Raw genomic sequence first — 15,974 nt, forward strand, 5'->3', positions numbered from 1 at the left:
TTTTGCTATTTTATCACCAAAAGAACAAGATCACTTTCAGGCTGTCTACACATCCTAATGTCTGCTAGTTGCACCGCTCGCAGGGTGGGCGACTGGCGCCGGTTTCATGGTGCAGGTTTCATGGCCGTAGTTGCCGCCTGTGTCATCTGGTTCGTAATAATCGTTTTTGAAGGTCCAGCCATTTTTGCCAACTTTGGTGAATTGGCCCATGCCAGTGGAGAACTCGGCATATTTGGCATCAGACAGTTTAAACGTCATGGCTAGTTGTTTGCCACGTGTAATGGCTTGTCCGGTATAGCTTTGCTTGTTTTCAGTATGTGTTGCCAGATCATATACGGACACTTGCGACGTGCTGTTGCGTCGATTCTTTTTCAAATAAATGGTTACTTCATAGTCACCGACGGTGACGTTGTTGCCTTTGCAGAGATATTCGCCGCTGTAGTCCAGGCTGGCAACAGGCGCCGCAAATGCTGGCACAGAAAAGGATGAGAGCAACACGAGTGTGGTCAAGCAGGATTTAACGTTCATATGACTTCTGAGATGATTATTTTGGCGTGAAATTCTTTAAAAGCCGATGTTTTTAACGCGACTTTTGAATACGTTTCATCATAAGTCCAATTGCCTAATTTACCAAGTCTCTTTTGGAATATTTCTGAGGTTTTATCAGGGTTTGTAGGACGCATCCCGGTACTATTTGTGAGAGAATGCAAGCTATTTTTTAAGGAATTCCGTTTCAGGGGATCATGTTGCAGCGTTTGTTATCTCGAATTTCACCGATTGTCTGGCTGACCCTGTTCCTGATCGGGTCGATCTTTTATCTCTGGCGCCTGCAACAGCCGCAAGCGCTGGTAGAGGTGGCCGCCGAGGCGTTGCCATTACAATGCGTTTCTTATGCGCCGTACTACAAACCGGGCATGAACCCGACGATTAAAGACAGCTTTGTTGATCCGCTACAGATTGAGCAAGACTTGCAGGCACTGTCTAAAGTCACGCGCTGTGTGCGTACTTATTCGGTTGGCCAGGGACTGGATTACGTGCCAAAAGCGGCGCAAAAATTGGGCATGAAGGTCATTCTTGGTGTTTGGATTGGCTGGGTGGATGCGCTGAACCAGTCTGAGTTGCAATTGGCAGTGCAGCAGGCTAACCAATACCCTGATACCGTGCGTGGCCTGGTGGTCGGCAATGAAGTGTTGCTGCGCGGTGAACAAACCGAGCCGAAAATGCATGCATATCTGCAATGGGCCAAAGCCAATACCAAGGCCCCCGTCACTTATGCTGACGTATGGGAGTTTTGGCTCAAGCATCCTACGCTGGAGCAGGATGTCGACTTTGTGACCGTGCATATTTTGCCTTATTGGGAAGACAAGCCAGTCGCGATTGAGCAGGCGGTTGCGCATACGGCGTCTGTCATGGGTCACTTGGGCACTGTGTTTAAAAAGCCAATTTTGATTGGCGAGACTGGCTGGCCATCACAAGGGCGCCAGCGCTTCTGGTCCAAGCCGAGTGCGATCAACCAGGCACGTTACATGCGTGAGTTTTTACAAGCGGCGCACGTCAATCATTGGCAGTACAACGTGATTGAAGCGGTTGACCAGCCATGGAAGCGCGAGCTGGAAGGCACAGTTGGCGGTTATTGGGGCGTGCTGGATACGGATTTACAGCCTAAATTTAATCTGCAAGGCCCTGTAGCAGAGCACGCCGATGGCTTTAAACCTTACCTGCTGGCCTTGGTCCTTGCCGTGGCAGCTCTTGCCTGGGGACAATACAAGCGCGTGCCTGTAAACCAAATGCTGTTGCTGGCGTTTACTGGCGGTGTGGTCGGCTTGCATGCTTATTTGCAGGTGGGCTATGTGCAGCTGGCCGCACGCAATAGCGCCGAGTATGCCATGTTAGGTGGCCTGGTATTACTGGGCTGGACATTAGTGCTGATGCAGTTGCGGCAATGGCTGGGTTTGGGCATCAAGCCTTGCATCGAACAATCATTATTGCGCTTGCTGGCGCTGGCATTTTTGCTGACCAGTGCCGGTCTGGCGATCAATGGGCGTTATCTTGATTTTCCGCTGATCCTGGTTGGCTTGCCATTGGTGATGATCGCTATTTCTATCATCACAACGCCTTTGCGTGCTAGCGTGCAGGCACCTTTGCCTATAGTGGGCATTTGGCTGACAACGGTGATGGTGGTGATTGCGGCCAATATGGCAATTGCAGTGGCCATGACGGAACCTGGCAATGTGATTGCCTGGTGGTGGTGTGCAGCATGCGGTGTGGCAGTGTTTTTGTTGCCGGCCAGAAGTGCGCAGCTTAGCCAATAAAAGTTTAAATAAATACATCAGACATGATGGAAAGAGTGAGAAGTGATCGTTTCTTGGTTTAAAAAACTGGTACCCGGGTTGGTGTTTGCCATCCTGTTTTCGGCATTGCATTTCGGGCTGTGGGCCTTGGCCAACCGTGCATTGCCGCTGATCAATGTGAAACCAGCAGTCAATGGGTTTGCTTATTCAGGCTACCGTGGCAATCAAAGCCCGCTTGATGGCCAACATCCAAGCACGGCCGAGTTGGCGGAGGACCTGGATTTGATGCATAAGCACACGCGTCATATCCGCATGTATTCGTCGCTGGATTTAAATGAGGTTGTGCCGCTGGCCGCCAGACGCAATATGAACGTGATTGCAGGCGCCTGGATTGATACTGATAACCAGAAAAACACCCGCGAGATCTCTGCCTTGCTGGAAAAGCTGGAGAACTACAGCAATATCGATCGCGTGATTGTGGGTAACGAAGCCTTGCTGCGTAATGATTTGCCAGTGCAGTCGCTGATGGGTTACCTGGATTTTGTCAGGGAGCATAGCAATGTGCCGGTTTCAACGGCTGAACCATGGCACGTTTGGCTCAAGCACCCAGAGTTGGTCAAGCATGTAGATTATATCGCCGTGCATTTGCTGCCATACCACGAAGGGGTGCCAGTAGAAAAAGCCGTGCAATACACCATCGAGCGTTACAACCAGCTCATGCAGGCCTACCCGCGTAAAAAAATTGTGATTACCGAAGTGGGTTGGCCTAGCCGCGGCCCGGCCATTGGTGCCTCTGTTGCCAGTGAAGTCAATCAGGCACGCTTTATTCGCGAGTTTCTGGCCCGTAACTCGATTGAAGATCTTGATTTTTACCTGATGGAAGCGTTTGACCAACCCTGGAAAGTGGCACTGGAAGGTTGGGCTGGCGCGTATTGGGGCATGTATAACGCCGACCGTCACCAGAAATATTCGCTGCAAGGTGCCGTACCGCCAAATACGCGCTGGATTGCGAAAGCGACCTGGTCTAGCTTGCTGGCCTTTATTCCACTGATGTTAATTGCATGGCGTTTCAAACACTGGGGCATAGGCGGTGTGTTGTCGATGGCCGTGTTGTTCCAGGCCTGTATTACCACCCTCACCATTGCCTGGAACTTGCCTGGCGATTATTACTACACCCTGCGTGATTTCGTGGTGCTGATTGGCCTGATTCTTGGCATTGCATTGACCTCTATGGTGCTGATGATTTATGCCGCCGAGTTCAGCGAGGTGATGTTTAAACCAGCCTGGCGTCGCCTGTTTAAGCGCGCGCAAGCCCTGCCTGCCGACCAGGAACTGTTTGTGTCTATCCACCTGGCCTGCTACAACGAACCGCCGGAGATGGTGATTGCCACCATTGATAGCCTGCGTCACCTGAATTACACGCACTATGAAGTGATTGTGGTGGATAACAACACCAAAGATGAAGCCAAGTGGAGGCCGCTGGAAACGTATATGGCGACCATGCCGGATAATTTCCATTTCTACCATCTGCCTTCCTGGCCAGGTTTTAAAGCTGGTGCATTGAATTTTGCCCTGGATAAAACGCACCCTGATGCAAAAGTGGTCGGCGTGGTGGATGCCGACTACGTAGTGACCCCGGACTGGCTGTCTGACCTGGTGCCACACTTCCAGGAGTCGCAAGTCGCAGTAGTACAAGCGCCACAAGCACACCGCGAATGGGAAAATCACTTTTTCCACCGCATGTGTAACTGGGAGTTTGAAGGCTTTTTCCGTATTGGCATGCACCATAGACATGAACGTAATGCCTTGATTCAGCACGGCACCATGACTTTGATTCGCCGTGAATCACTGCAAACACTGGGTGGCTGGTCAGAATGGTGTATTTGTGAGGATACTGAACTTGGTTTGCGCTTGCTCGAGAACAATATGGAGCTGCGCTACATTGATGAAACTTTTGGTCGTGGCCTGACACCTGCCAACTTCAAGGCACTTAAATCACAACGTAACCGCTGGGCGTTTGGTGCCATGCAGATTCTTAAGCACCATATGCCTAAATTGCTGGGCAAGTCATCGCTGAATTTCAGCCAGCGTTATCACTTTCTCACCGGCTGGTTTGGCTGGTTTGGTGAGGCCTTGCAACTAGTATTCACCATCGGTTCTATCGGCTGGACCATTGCCATGCTGGCGTTCCCTAAATACTTTAGCCTGCCTGTGGTGGTCATGATTGTGCCTATCCTGTGTTTCCTGGCGATCAAGGCGATTCTGGGGCCTGTGCTGTATCGCAAAACCATGCATTGCAGCTGGACGGATATTTTTGGCGCTTCACTGGCTAGCCTGGGCTTGTCACACGCGATTGCCAGAGGCATTATCAACGGCCTGACGCACAAGGCTGGGGTGTTTGTAGTGACCAACAAAACCAAAGCCAAGCTCAGCAACTGGCAACTTATAGATCCGATTAAAGAAGAACTGTTGATTCTGGTATCGCTGATTATGGCGGGCGCAGCCATGTTGTATGCACGAGGCTTTAGCAATCTGGATGCGCAATTATGGGTGTCCATGCTGGCCCTGCAATCGCTGCCGTACTGGAGTGCGCTGGCATGTCAATGGATATCGGAACGCAAGTAAGTCCTGACGCTTTTCCACCTGATCAGGTGGACAAGCCCTTGATCTATAAGGGGCGGGCGGCACACAGCAACCAGGTCAGCCGCTTTGACCCACACGCCCGTGTGGCCGTTGACGATGGGTGGGGAACGCTTGATGAGGATGCCCCGCCATTACGCACCGAAGTCATGCTGGATGCAGCGAAAACCATCATCAACTACATCCAGTCGCCTGATTTGCCTTTTGACCGCACCCTCAACCATTACCGCGGCTGTGAGCATGGCTGTATTTATTGCTACGCGCGTCCTACGCATGCCTATTTAGGCTTGTCGCCCGGGCTGGACTTCGAATCGCGCTTACTGATGAAAGCGGATGCCGCTGAGTTGCTCAAAAAAGAGCTGGCGCATGCCAAGTATCAATGTGCGCCCATCGCACTCGGCATGAATACGGATAGCTACCAGCCGATTGAGCGTGAATATCAGTTGACGCGAAAGATCATTCAAGTGCTGGCTGAAGCGAATCACCCGTTCAGTCTGGTGACTAAATCGTCGCTGGTCGAGCGAGATATCGATTTAATCGCCCCCATGGCCGCCAAAGGTTTGGCCAGCATCTACTTGAGCATCACGACGTTAGATAGACAAATTGCGCGCCGACTGGAACCACGTGCGGCAGCGCCTGAACGCCGTTTTGAAACCGTGCGCCGCTTGAGCGAGGCAGGCATTCCGACGGGTGTCATGGTGGCACCAGTGATTCCGGCGTTGACCGATTGCGATATGGAACAAATTCTGCAACAAGCACATGAGGCCGGTGCCAGAAAAGCAGGTTATGTATTTCTGCGCTTGCCGCATGAGTTAAGCGATTTGTTTGAGCAATGGTTGCAACAGTATTTTCCGCTCAAAGCCAGCCATGTCATGAGCCTTGTGAAGCAAAGTCGTGGCGGCAAAACCTACCAAGGCGGGTTTGGTCAACGCATGCGTGGTGAAGGCGTATTTGCCGATTTGCTGGCACATCGTTTCAAACTCAGTTGCCAGAAGCTGGGCATGTCAGGCGAAAGGTTGGGCTTCCGTACCGATTTGTTTAAGGTGCCGGATGCCTGGCGGCAGTCGTCAAACAGCCCGCAACTCACATTGTTTTAATCACCATGCTTGATTTGTTATTTGGCGACTTGTTATTTGTCTATGGCACCTTGCGCCAAGGTAACGCAAACGCAATGGCTGCTTATCTTTCTACGCATGCTGAATTCCTCACTGGAGGCTGGTTTCAAGGCCTGATGTATCAGATCAGCTATTACCCTGGTGTGATTGCCTCTGACTGTGCTGATGACCGCATCTATGGGGAGGTTTACCGTTTGCATGATGCGCAAAGCACGCTGGCTGTGCTGGATGATTATGAGGAGTGTAGTGCCCGACATAGGCAGCCTGCGGAGTATCAACGGCTTAACACGCAGATACTGGCCGTAGATGGTCACGTATTGGAACAGGTGTGGATTTACCTGTATCAATGGCCTCTGCACAATAAGCGACTAATCGAATCCGGTGACTTTATGCAGCACGAACAGCTGATATGAAAAACAAAGGGCGCCATCAGCGCCCTTTGTTTGATATTGCAGCTTAGAGTAACAAACGTCTCACATCACTCAGCATCACTCGCAGGTGGCTGGTGAATCTTGCACCGTCTGCACCGTCGATCACGCGGTGATCGTATGACAGCGATAATGGCATGATCAGACGCGGGTCAAAGCCGCCGGTGTCTTTGTTGTAGACAGGCTGCATGGCCGCACGCGAGACGCCTAAAATCGCCACTTCAGGGCAATTGATGATAGGCGTGAACATGGTGCCGCCGATACCGCCCAGGCTGGAAATGGTAAAGCAGCCGCCTTGCATTTCTTCTACTTTCAGCTTGCGTTCGCGTGCTTTGGCAGACAGGTCAGCCAGGTCGCGTGCGATATCCATCACGTCTTTCTGGTTCACATCGCGCACCACTGGTACTACCAGGCCGTCCGGCGTATCGCAGGCGAAACCGATGTTGTAATACTGCTTGAGGATCAGGCTGTCGCCTTCTGGAGACAGTGAGGCATTGAAGTTAGGGTAGGTGCGCAGCGCATTGACGACGGCTTTCATCAGGAAAGCCAGCAAGGTCAGTTTTACGCCACGTTTTTCTGCTTCGGCCAGCATGGACTTGCGGAAGTCTTCCAGGTCTGTAATGTCAGCTTCATCGAACTGCGTCACATGCGGTGCAGTGACCCAGTTACGGTGCAGGTTGGCCCCAGACAGTTTCTTGATGCGTGACAGTGGTTTGTTTTCGATGCTGCCAAACTGGCTGAAATCGATCACTGGCATTGGCAAGGTGCTCAAACCGCCACCCACGCCCATGTTTTCAGAACGTGGCTTGGACAGCTCGCCTTTAACGTAGGCTTGTACATCCGCTTGTAGAATGCGGTTTTTCGGGCCGTTGGCTTTGACCAGTGACAAGTTAACGCCAAGCTCACGTGCAAACTTACGCACAGAAGGGCTGGCATGCGCCAGTTTGCCGCTGCTGGCAACACTGCTGGCTGCGACCGGGTTCGGGGTCGCTTGCGGTTGCACTACTTGCGGCACTTCGGCCACCGGGCGTGTTGGCTCAGGAATAGCCACTGTTTTTTCATCAACCTTGACCGTTGCCACGACTGGCGTGGCCGTTGGTTGCGGGGCGACTTTCTCAGCAGGTGCTGCTTCGGCAGTGGTATCCAGCGTTAGAATCAGCGCGCCTTGCTTGGTTTTGTCGCCAACGTTGATATGAATCTCTTTGACCACCCCAGCCAATGAAGAAGGGATGTCCATGGAGGCTTTGTCAGACTCTACGGTAATCAGCGAGTCTTCTTTGGCCACGGTGTCACCCACGCTGACCAGGACTTCAATTACGTCGACGCTGTCAAAGTTGCCGATATCCGGCACCAGTACTTCTTTGATAGACATATTCTATACTTTCCTTATGTCGTGACCTTAGATCGTGGCCGGGTTGGCACGAGTAATGTCGATATTATATTTTTTGATCGCTTCGGTCGCTTTGCTTGCTGGCAGCTTGCCGTCATCCGCCAAGGCTTTCAGTGCGGCGAGTACCACGTAGTAGCGGTCAACTTCAAAGAAGCTGCGTAGTGCTTCGCGAGAATCTGAACGCCCATAACCATCGGTGCCCAGTGCGACAAAGCGATTAGGGACATAGTTGTGGATCTGGTCAGCAAACGAACGCATATAGTCAGTGGACGCAATCACTGGACCTTCAGCTTTTGCCAAGGCTTGAGCAACGTAGCTTAACTTAGGCTTGGCTTCCGGGTTCAGCAGGTTGTGACGCTCGGCATCAATACCATCGCGGCGCAACTCGGTAAAGCTGGTCACGCTCCACACGTCAGCAGACACGCCCCAGTCTTTTTCCAGTAATTCAGCGGCCGCAATCACTTCACGCAAAATCACGCCGGAACCCATTAACTGAACCTTAGGACCTTTGGCTTTGGACTTGCTGAAGCTATACATGCCTTTGAGGATGCCCTCGGCACTGCCTTCCGGCATGGCAGGGTGGGTATAGTTTTCGTTCATCAGGGTGATGTAGTAATACACATCTTCCTGATTTTGCACCATGCGGCGCATCCCTTCCTGAATGATCACGGCCAGTTCGTAAGCGAAGGTCGGGTCGTAAGACACGCAGTTAGGAATCGTCGCAGACATCAGGTGGCTATGGCCATCTTCGTGTTGCAAACCTTCACCGTTCAGCGTGGTACGGCCTGCGGTGGCACCCAGCAAGAAGCCGCGTGCGCGGCTGTCACCGGCGGCCCAGGCAAAGTCGCCGATGCGCTGGAAACCAAACATGGAGTAGTAGATATAGAACGGAATCATTTGCGTGCCGGTGACGCTATAAGACGTCGCGGCGGCCAGCCAGCTGGCAAAAGAGCCAGCCTCGTTAATGCCTTCTTCCAGAATCTGGCCACTTTGAGATTCTTTATAGAACATCACCTGGTCAGAATCTTGTGGCTCGTACAGTTGGCCGACAGAAGAGTAAATACCCAATTGACGGAACATGCCTTCCATACCGAAGGTACGCGCTTCGTCTGGCACGATAGGCACCACGTATTTGCCCACTTGCTTGTCACGTACCAGCGTAGACAGGATACGTACGAATGCCATGGTGGTTGAAATTTCACGCTCACCGGTTGCACCGAGCATGTTTTCAAATGCAGATAGTTCAGGCACGGTCAGCTCGTTACCTTTACGGCGACGGCTAGGCACAAAGCCACCCAAAGCAGAGCGGCGTTCCATCATGTATTTGATTTCCGGGCTGTCTTCGGTCGGACGGTAGTAAGACAGATTTTCTACTTGCTCGTCAGTCAATGGCAAGTCAAAGCGGTCACGGAACGCTTTCAGTGAAGCGATATCCATGCTTTTTTGCTGGTGCGTGGTGTTCTGGCCTTCACCAGCTTCACCCATGCCATAGCCTTTAACGGTTTTAGCCAAGATAACGGTAGGTTGACCCTTGTGGTTCACTGCAGACTGGTAAGCTGCAAATACTTTGTGTGGATCGTGGCCGCCACGGTTCAGGCGCCAGATATCAGCATCTGACATGGCCGCGACCATTTCACGCAGCTCAGGATATTTGCCAAAGAAGTGCTCACGTGTGTACGCGCCACCTTTTTGCTTGAAGTTCTGGTACTCGCCGTCCACGCATTCTTCCATACGTTTGCGCAGAATACCGTCTTTATCCATGGCCAGCAGTGGATCCCAGTAGGAGCCCCAGATGACCTTGATCGCGTTCCAGCCTGCACCGCGGAAGTTGGATTCGAGTTCTTGGATAATTTTGCCGTTGCCGCGCACTGGACCATCCAGGCGTTGCAAGTTACAGTTAATGACAAAAATCAGGTTATCCAGGCCTTCGCGTGCAGCCAGTGAAATCGCGCCTTGTGATTCTGGCTCGTCCATCTCGCCATCACCGCAGAATACCCATACCTTACGGTCAGCCGTATCGGCGATGCCGCGGTTATGCAGGTATTTGAGGAAACGTGCTTGGTAAATACCAGCCAATGGGCCCAGGCCCATAGATACGGTTGGGAACTGCCAGAAATCAGGCATCAACCAAGGGTGAGGGTAGCTGGACAGGCCATTGCCACCCGTTTCCTGGCGGAAGTTGTCCATTTGCTCTTCAGAGATACGGCCCTCAAGGAAAGCGCGCGCATACACACCCGGTGAGGAGTGGCCCTGGAAGTAAATACAGTCGCCGCCAAAACTTTCATTGGCAGCGCGGAAAAAGTGGTTAAAACCTACATCGTATAGCGTTGCTGCTGACTGGAAGCTGGCAATATGGCCGCCAATCCCTGGCGATTTCTCGTTGGCACGCAACACGGTCATGATCGCATTCCAGCGAATCAGGGCGCGTACACGGCGTTCCATCTCCGGGTCACCTTGCAGTTTGCCCTGCAAGTGGGTGGGGATGGTATTGACGTAAGAGGTGGTTGCCTTATAAGGCAAATGGCCGCCGGAACGGCGGGCCTGATCAATCATTGCTTCCAGCAGGAAGTGGGCGCGTTCTGGCCCTTCATTCTCAATGACGGCACTGAGGGCTTCTAGCCATTCTTGCGTTTCTTGTGCGTCGGTTTCATTGAGGTGTGCTTGCGAATGCGTTGCCATGCGTGAGGATTCTCCGAGTTTTTAGTCGCTATGCGTATAATCTAGCACCTAGTATCCCGCACCTGGCCATGCCTAGCGCTGAGGAAAGTGTTGATTACCAAGAAGGGATTCCGAAATTGGACACTGCTTTTATGGTAACACGTTGCTGAATTTAGGTGATGAGCCTCAGCAACCTAGCTATCAACTGTAAGTGTCTCTTTTTTGGCGCTTTTGGTCAAGTTTTGCATGAATGAATCATGCCTAACTACAGGTATTTGCTACGTTTATTTAATGTTTTATATAAGAGTGTTTTCTAAAGATATGCGCATCGAGTGGTCCCAAACTTCTGAAGTCAGTTCAACCTTATTATCAGCTTATGCCAAGCATATATTGGTCGTGTTTGAAGAAAAGTTTTTTTCGTCATTGCCATTTGCAGATGCGCTGGCGCTTAAATTGCAGCGTGCTGGCCTCACCGCAGCCGATTTGAAAGACAAACCAGTCACGCTGGAGTTGGCTGATGGCACACTGGTCAGCCTGTGCCAGGTGGAGGCTACAGCATCCGCATTCGGCGTGGCTACATTGTTGCGTACGGCCATAAAACCTTTACTCAGCGAGCATCCGGCACGTATTGCCCTGGCAATACTTTCTAAGAAACATGCGGCCTCACTCGCCAGATTGGCAGCTTATGTCACCCTGGTGAATGCACAAGCCTTGCCCGTGCTGAAACAAAAATCTGCCAGCCAGAAACTGCGTGAAATCGGCGTGTTTGGTGTTGCCGATATTGCCTGGACTGATGAAGTTATGGCATTGGTGGCTGGCAATACCGTTTGCCGTGCACTGACCATGACGCCACCCAATATGCTGACGCCAGCCTTGTACCGGCAATGTCTGCAGACCATGGCCAGCGAAAAAGGCTGGCAATATGCCGAGTGGGACACCGAGGCACTGCGCCAACTGGGCGCAGGTGCATTTGTCGCCGTGGCACAAGGCTCTGAGCCGCAAGATGCCGCCATCGTCAAACTGTCTTACCGCCATCCGCAAGCTGAAAAAACGCTGGCACTGGTTGGGAAGGGCATTTGTTTTGATACTGGCGGCCATAATTTAAAGTCAGCCAAATATATGCAGGGTATGCACCAGGATATGAACGGCAGCGCAGTGGCGGTGGGTGTGTTGCAGGCCATCAGTGCGCAACAGCTGCCTATCAATGTGGATTGCTGGCTGGCTCTGGCACAAAACCATATTGGTCCCAACGCTTACAAGCAGAATGATGTGATCACCGCCCTGAATGGTATGAGCATCGAAATCGTACATACGGATGCCGAAGGCCGTATGGTGCTGGCGGACACCTTGACCTTGGCCAGTCGTGACAAACCAGATGTGATGGTAGATTACGCCACGCTGACCGGCAGTATGCAAACGGCGCTGGGTTCTCGCATGAGCGGCATTGTGGCTAATCGCCAGACCTTGGCAAACCAGATGGTGGAAGCGGGTGCGGTGAGCGGGGAGCGCGTCGTGGCTTTTCCTTACGCTGAGGACTATGACAGCGAGCTCGATAGCGACATCGCTGATATCAAGCAGTGCACCATGGATAGCGATGCCGACCATATCCTGGCAGCTCGCTTTTTAGGTAAGTTTATCGAGGGTGACGTGGACTGGTGCCACGTCGATTTATCGTCTTATGCGCACAAAGAGGGCTTGGGCGCTGTGGCCAGCGAGGTGAACGGCTTTGGGGTGGCGCTCACCTTGCAATGGTTGCAGGCTTTCATGGCAGGCAAGTAGAAGGTTAACCACAAGCGCTGCAACGTGCCAGCCACTCGCGGCCTTTGAGCATCAGGTGCCAGTACAGAGAAGGCAATATATATTTCTTTAGCCACCAGGCACTGCGCCGAGGCTTGGTCGAGTCCCAGGGAAAGGTCGGCACGATTTTGCCACCATAACCAAACTCGGCCAGGATGATTTTGCCTTTTTCTACGGTGAGCGGGCAAGAGCCATAACCATCATAACGTGAAGGCAGGGCGAGGCCCGCGCGGGCAGCTAACAAGTTCTCGGCCGCAATCACCACTTGCTTGCGCGCAGCGGCAGCCGTTTTTGCATTCGGTGTATTGGTACAATCACCGACGCCGAAAATCTCCGGGTAACGCACATGCTGCAAGCTGTGTTGATCGACTTCCACCCAGCCATCGGCATTGGCTAACGGGCTTTGCTTGATAAAGTCTGGCGCGACTTGCGGCGGTACTACATGCAATAGGTCAAACGACTCGCTGACACGGTTGATGTTGCCGTCGGCATCTTTCACATTAAACCAGGCTGTTTTACCGGGGCCATCCACTTCGACTAATGTGCTGTTCAAATGCAAATCTACCTGATAGCGGCGGATATATTGCATCAGCGGTTCTACATATTCCTTGACGCCAAACAGCGCAGGCGTACTGCTGTAGAACGACGCTTTGATATTGCCCAGACGTCCCTTGCTCAGCCACTCGGCACAGGAAAGATACAAGGCTTTTTGTGGTGCGCCCGCACATTTGATTGGCATTGGTGGCTGGGTAAACAAGGCTTTACCGGATTGCAATTGTTGCACTAACTGCCAGGTATAAGGCGCCAGGTCAAAACGGTAGTTAGAGGTCACGCCATGCTGGCCCAGCGTTTCTGGCAAGCCTTTAATCCCTGCCCAGTTGAGTTTAAGGCCCGCAGCAACCACCAGTTGCTGATATTGAATGTTGCCCAGCTTGTCGGTGCTGACTTGCTGTTGTTCCGGCTGAAAACTGGTGACTGCAGCCTGTAGCCAGGTGACACCGGACGGAATGCAAGACGCCATAGGACGTACCGTTTTCTGGGCGTCAAATTCACCGGCACCGACCAGGGTCCAGGCTGGCTGGTAATAGTGCTGCTCAGAAGGCTCTATGATGGCAATGCTTAGTGCCGGTGCGCGTTTTTTCAGGCTGGCTGCAATGGCGCAACCGGCTGAGCCGCCGCCTATAATCACAATGTCGAAATTGGTTTTTTGCATGAGATAAAATTTTTTCTAATAATGAAGACGTTGGTAAGGTTAAGGGCTTAGCCAGCTTTTGACTTTATGAAATAAGCCTGCCTGTTCGGAAGACTGGCAACAGGCAGGTTTGGCACCCGTTTCTGCAGAAGCCGGGCCGCTATGTAATGCTTGTTGATACACCTGGCCGGCCCGGTTACCTGTCCTGCAAAACCCGAGTACCGGGCCTGCGTGCATATTCAGCAGGGCCTGCAATTGCTGCACATGCTCAGGCCTGATCTGGTTGGGTAACACCGGGATATCCGCGTAGGCGATACCCAGTGAGGCTGCTTTTGCGGCAAGTGTCGCGCTGAGGGGCTGCGCATCGCCGCCTTCGCCATCTGGCCGGAAATTCACAACCAGCTTGATACCGTTGGCTGCCAGTGCATCCAGGTCTGTTGCCGTTAACTGGTCGCTTACACTGTAGCGTTGATCAATTGTTTTGATGTCCATCTTTTTTTCCTATGCGCTTTTGAGTTGCGCGGTTGCTGTCTTTTGGCAAAATTCGCGATGCAGTACCTGAATCACCGCCAGGGCCGCCGGACTGCCTATGCTGTAAAACACATTTTTGCCTTCACGGCGGGTGCTCACCAGTTGCGCCTCGCGCAGCACGGTTAATTGTTGCGACAGGCTGGGTTGCCTCAAATTCAGGTTGTTTTCCAGCTCGCTGACCGATTTCTCGCCTTGTGATAACTGACATAACAGCAACAACCGATCAGTGTTTGCCATCGCTTTCATCAACTGGCTGGCCTGATCGGCCGATGCTCTTAACTGGTCAAAAATATCCACCGCAATATCCGAAGTTTGCATAATACCCCTAGAATCATCATTTATTTTTTATACTATTTATACGTTGAAATTCAATCATAAACCTGTTGTCACAGATTGTGTACGCTTTAACACTTAAGTGATTGACCGTGATCATTGTTTGAAATCAATCTGTGGTAAAGTTTGTCGCACAAATTAAAAGTGAGAGGCTGCTGCGGCAACCCTCACCATCACAATAAAAACACTGGGGATTATCGGGATGATGCAATCACTTTCATGGATCAGCTTGTTTCCTGAACTGGAAACGCTGGAGGATGCGGCCAAAAAACTGCTGATGCAATATGCGCGTATTGTGGAGGCGCCGATAGGCACCATAGGCTATCGTGAAGGCGACCATTGCGGTGGTTATGTGCTGCGGCTTAAAGGCCGCTCGCGTGTCTATAAAATGTCTGCCAGTGGCCGCGAGATTGTGTTGTACCGCGTCGGCGCCGGTGAAACCTGCGTCATCACCACGACCTGTTTGCTCGGCAATAGTCAGTATCCGGCTTCGACCATTGTCGAAGAGGAAATTCAGGATGTGATTGTGCCGGATACGACTTTCCATAAGCTCATGATCGATTCACCGGTATTCAGGCAATATGTGATGCAAAATTATGGCGCCTTGATCAGCGACCTGATCGTGTTGCTGGATGAAGTCGCCTTTCAAACGCTGGATGCACGTCTGGCTAAATGGCTGCTGGACATGGGTAATAACACGATTCAACGCACGCACCAGCAAATTGCCGATGAATTGGGTACGGCGCGTGAGGTGATCAGCCGCCAGTTAAAGCGCCTGGAACAAAAAGGCTGGTTGACCATGGGGCGCGGCGTGATTGAAATCCAGCAGCGTGGCGAATTGCTCAAACTGGCTAACAGCAGCCAGTAATACTGTATCTGCCCAGATACAAAATTCTCCCGGCTTCGATACATCCCCGCGTCATCTCTCATGATTGAATGCACGTTAACAACATAACTGCATTAAGCAGTGTGCTTCAAGAGAGGAAACTAGCATGCGTAAATTAATCTTATCCAGCGTGGTCATGATGGCGGCGAGCCAGAGTGCGTTTGCCGATGCCGAGTATATTGACCGGGCCAGGGTGTTGTCGGTCGCACCGCAAGTGCAACAAATCAACCAGCCACGCCAGGAATGCCGTACCGAATATGTGCGTGAAAGTGTGTATGAATCTAATCGCTCTAACACGGGCGCGATTGTCGGTGGTGTTGCGGGTGGATTATTGGGAAGCACGATAGGCCGTGGTAACGGCCGTATTGCAGCTGCGGCAGTCGGTGCCGGTGTGGGTGCGATTGTGGGTGATCGTGTCGGTAACCAGAATGCCTATGGCAACGAGCGCATCGTGACACGCCCGGTTGAGCAGTGTGTGATGGTAGACCAATGGCAAACCGTGACTACCGGTTACGTGGTGAATTATGAATACCAGGGTCGTCAATATTCAACCCTGATGGACAGAGACCCAGGCCCGGTATTGGATGTGACCGTATTAGTCAGACCGAATGTGGTGCAGATTCAACCTATGCCAGCGCCAGGATATCGTCCGGCCGCAATGAGGGGACATGGTCCACGCCAGCATCGTCAATATTGGTAAATGCATGGCTGTT

At 52.0% G+C, this 15,974-nt stretch carries 13 protein-coding genes; 7 read left to right on the top strand and 6 right to left on the bottom strand.

The annotated features are described in order from the left end of the window. Window positions 1-54: 54 nt before the first annotated feature. Window positions 55-528, bottom strand: coding sequence for a hypothetical protein (locus GQ52_RS10100; RefSeq protein WP_019882749.1), 474 nt, complete (start codon window positions 526-528; stop codon window positions 55-57). Window positions 529-743: 215 nt separating this feature from the next. Here GQ52_RS10100 and GQ52_RS10105 point away from each other — a divergent pair, with 215 nt between their 5' ends. Genes GQ52_RS10105 through GQ52_RS10120 form a run of 4 tightly spaced genes read left to right on the top strand, consistent with a single transcriptional unit; the run spans window position 744 to window position 6,459 of the window. Then, the gene (locus GQ52_RS10105; RefSeq protein WP_047517360.1) at window positions 744-2,312 is read left to right on the top strand and encodes a hypothetical protein; all 1,569 of its coding nucleotides are present in this window, start codon (window positions 744-746) and stop codon (window positions 2,310-2,312) included. Window positions 2,313-2,354: 42 nt separating this feature from the next. Continuing rightward, window positions 2,355-4,916, top strand: coding sequence for a glycosyltransferase (locus tag GQ52_RS10110; protein WP_047517363.1), 2,562 nt, complete (start codon window positions 2,355-2,357; stop codon window positions 4,914-4,916). Beyond that, the gene (locus GQ52_RS10115; protein WP_047517366.1) at window positions 4,895-6,028 is read left to right on the top strand and encodes a PA0069 family radical SAM protein; all 1,134 of its coding nucleotides are present in this window, start codon (window positions 4,895-4,897) and stop codon (window positions 6,026-6,028) included. The genes GQ52_RS10110 and GQ52_RS10115 overlap by 22 nt, the downstream gene beginning before the upstream one ends. Window positions 6,029-6,033: 5 nt before the next feature. Beyond that, on the top strand, window positions 6,034-6,459 hold the full coding sequence (locus GQ52_RS10120; RefSeq protein WP_047517369.1) for a gamma-glutamylcyclotransferase: 426 nt from the start codon (window positions 6,034-6,036) through the stop codon (window positions 6,457-6,459). Window positions 6,460-6,502: 43 nt separating this feature from the next. Here the strand turns inward: GQ52_RS10120 and aceF are convergent, their stop codons facing one another. After that, on the bottom strand, window positions 6,503-7,846 hold the full coding sequence (aceF, locus tag GQ52_RS10125; protein ID WP_019882742.1) for a dihydrolipoyllysine-residue acetyltransferase: 1,344 nt from the start codon (window positions 7,844-7,846) through the stop codon (window positions 6,503-6,505). Between the two features lie 27 nt (window positions 7,847-7,873). Continuing rightward, on the bottom strand, window positions 7,874-10,543 hold the full coding sequence (gene aceE / locus GQ52_RS10130) for a pyruvate dehydrogenase (acetyl-transferring), homodimeric type (RefSeq protein WP_047517372.1): 2,670 nt from the start codon (window positions 10,541-10,543) through the stop codon (window positions 7,874-7,876). Between the two features lie 300 nt (window positions 10,544-10,843). On the opposite strand from aceE, the gene GQ52_RS10135 reads away from it, so the two are divergent. Continuing rightward, window positions 10,844-12,301 (top strand): leucyl aminopeptidase family protein, encoded by a 1,458-nt coding sequence (locus tag GQ52_RS10135; RefSeq protein ID WP_047517375.1) that lies wholly within the window; start codon window positions 10,844-10,846, stop codon window positions 12,299-12,301. Window positions 12,302-12,305: 4 nt separating this feature from the next. On the opposite strand, the gene GQ52_RS10140 is transcribed toward GQ52_RS10135, so the two are convergent. From GQ52_RS10140 to GQ52_RS10150, 3 genes are read right to left on the bottom strand one after another with little or no spacing between them, the layout of a single operon-like run. Continuing rightward, complete coding sequence (locus GQ52_RS10140; protein WP_024929116.1) at window positions 12,306-13,532, bottom strand: FAD/NAD(P)-binding oxidoreductase; 1,227 nt, start codon at window positions 13,530-13,532, stop codon at window positions 12,306-12,308. 39 nt (window positions 13,533-13,571) lie between these two features. After that, window positions 13,572-14,003, bottom strand: a complete 432-nt coding sequence (locus GQ52_RS14240; RefSeq protein ID WP_047517381.1) for a TIGR01244 family sulfur transferase — start codon at window positions 14,001-14,003, stop codon at window positions 13,572-13,574. Between the two features lie 9 nt (window positions 14,004-14,012). Beyond that, window positions 14,013-14,360: a helix-turn-helix transcriptional regulator gene (locus GQ52_RS10150; protein WP_047517383.1), complete on the bottom strand. Its 348-nt coding sequence runs from the start codon at window positions 14,358-14,360 to the stop codon at window positions 14,013-14,015. Window positions 14,361-14,577: 217 nt separating this feature from the next. Here GQ52_RS10150 and GQ52_RS10155 point away from each other — a divergent pair, with 217 nt between their 5' ends. Beyond that, a complete protein-coding gene (locus GQ52_RS10155) occupies window positions 14,578-15,243 on the top strand; it encodes a Crp/Fnr family transcriptional regulator (protein ID WP_047517386.1) in 666 nt (221 codons plus the stop codon). Between the two features lie 124 nt (window positions 15,244-15,367). Further along, a complete protein-coding gene (locus tag GQ52_RS10160) occupies window positions 15,368-15,961 on the top strand; it encodes a glycine zipper 2TM domain-containing protein (RefSeq protein WP_047517389.1) in 594 nt (197 codons plus the stop codon). Window positions 15,962-15,974: the final 13 nt, after the last annotated feature.

It is taken from the genome of Methylophilus sp. Q8 (assembly GCF_000800115.1).
Taxonomy (GTDB): Bacteria; Pseudomonadota; Gammaproteobacteria; order Burkholderiales; family Methylophilaceae; genus Methylophilus.

What these genes read in the sequence shown, in the direction of transcription:
- GQ52_RS10100 (WP_019882749.1), bottom strand. Translation starts at nt 528, where the DNA reads ATGAACGTTAAATCCTGCTTGACCACACTCGTGTTGCTCTCATCCTTT.
- GQ52_RS10105 (WP_047517360.1), top strand. Translation starts at nt 744, where the DNA reads ATGTTGCAGCGTTTGTTATCTCGAATTTCACCGATTGTCTGGCTGACC.
- GQ52_RS10115 (WP_047517366.1), top strand. Translation starts at nt 4,895, where the DNA reads ATGGATATCGGAACGCAAGTAAGTCCTGACGCTTTTCCACCTGATCAG.
- GQ52_RS10120 (WP_047517369.1), top strand. Translation starts at nt 6,034, where the DNA reads ATGCTTGATTTGTTATTTGGCGACTTGTTATTTGTCTATGGCACCTTG.
- aceF (WP_019882742.1), bottom strand. Translation starts at nt 7,846, where the DNA reads ATGTCTATCAAAGAAGTACTGGTGCCGGATATCGGCAACTTTGACAGC.
- aceE (WP_047517372.1), bottom strand. Translation starts at nt 10,543, where the DNA reads ATGGCAACGCATTCGCAAGCACACCTCAATGAAACCGACGCACAAGAA.
- GQ52_RS10135 (WP_047517375.1), top strand. Translation starts at nt 10,844, where the DNA reads ATGCGCATCGAGTGGTCCCAAACTTCTGAAGTCAGTTCAACCTTATTA.
- GQ52_RS10140 (WP_024929116.1), bottom strand. Translation starts at nt 13,532, where the DNA reads ATGCAAAAAACCAATTTCGACATTGTGATTATAGGCGGCGGCTCAGCC.
- GQ52_RS14240 (WP_047517381.1), bottom strand. Translation starts at nt 14,003, where the DNA reads ATGGACATCAAAACAATTGATCAACGCTACAGTGTAAGCGACCAGTTA.
- GQ52_RS10150 (WP_047517383.1), bottom strand. Translation starts at nt 14,360, where the DNA reads ATGCAAACTTCGGATATTGCGGTGGATATTTTTGACCAGTTAAGAGCA.
- GQ52_RS10155 (WP_047517386.1), top strand. Translation starts at nt 14,578, where the DNA reads ATGATGCAATCACTTTCATGGATCAGCTTGTTTCCTGAACTGGAAACG.
- GQ52_RS10160 (WP_047517389.1), top strand. Translation starts at nt 15,368, where the DNA reads ATGCGTAAATTAATCTTATCCAGCGTGGTCATGATGGCGGCGAGCCAG.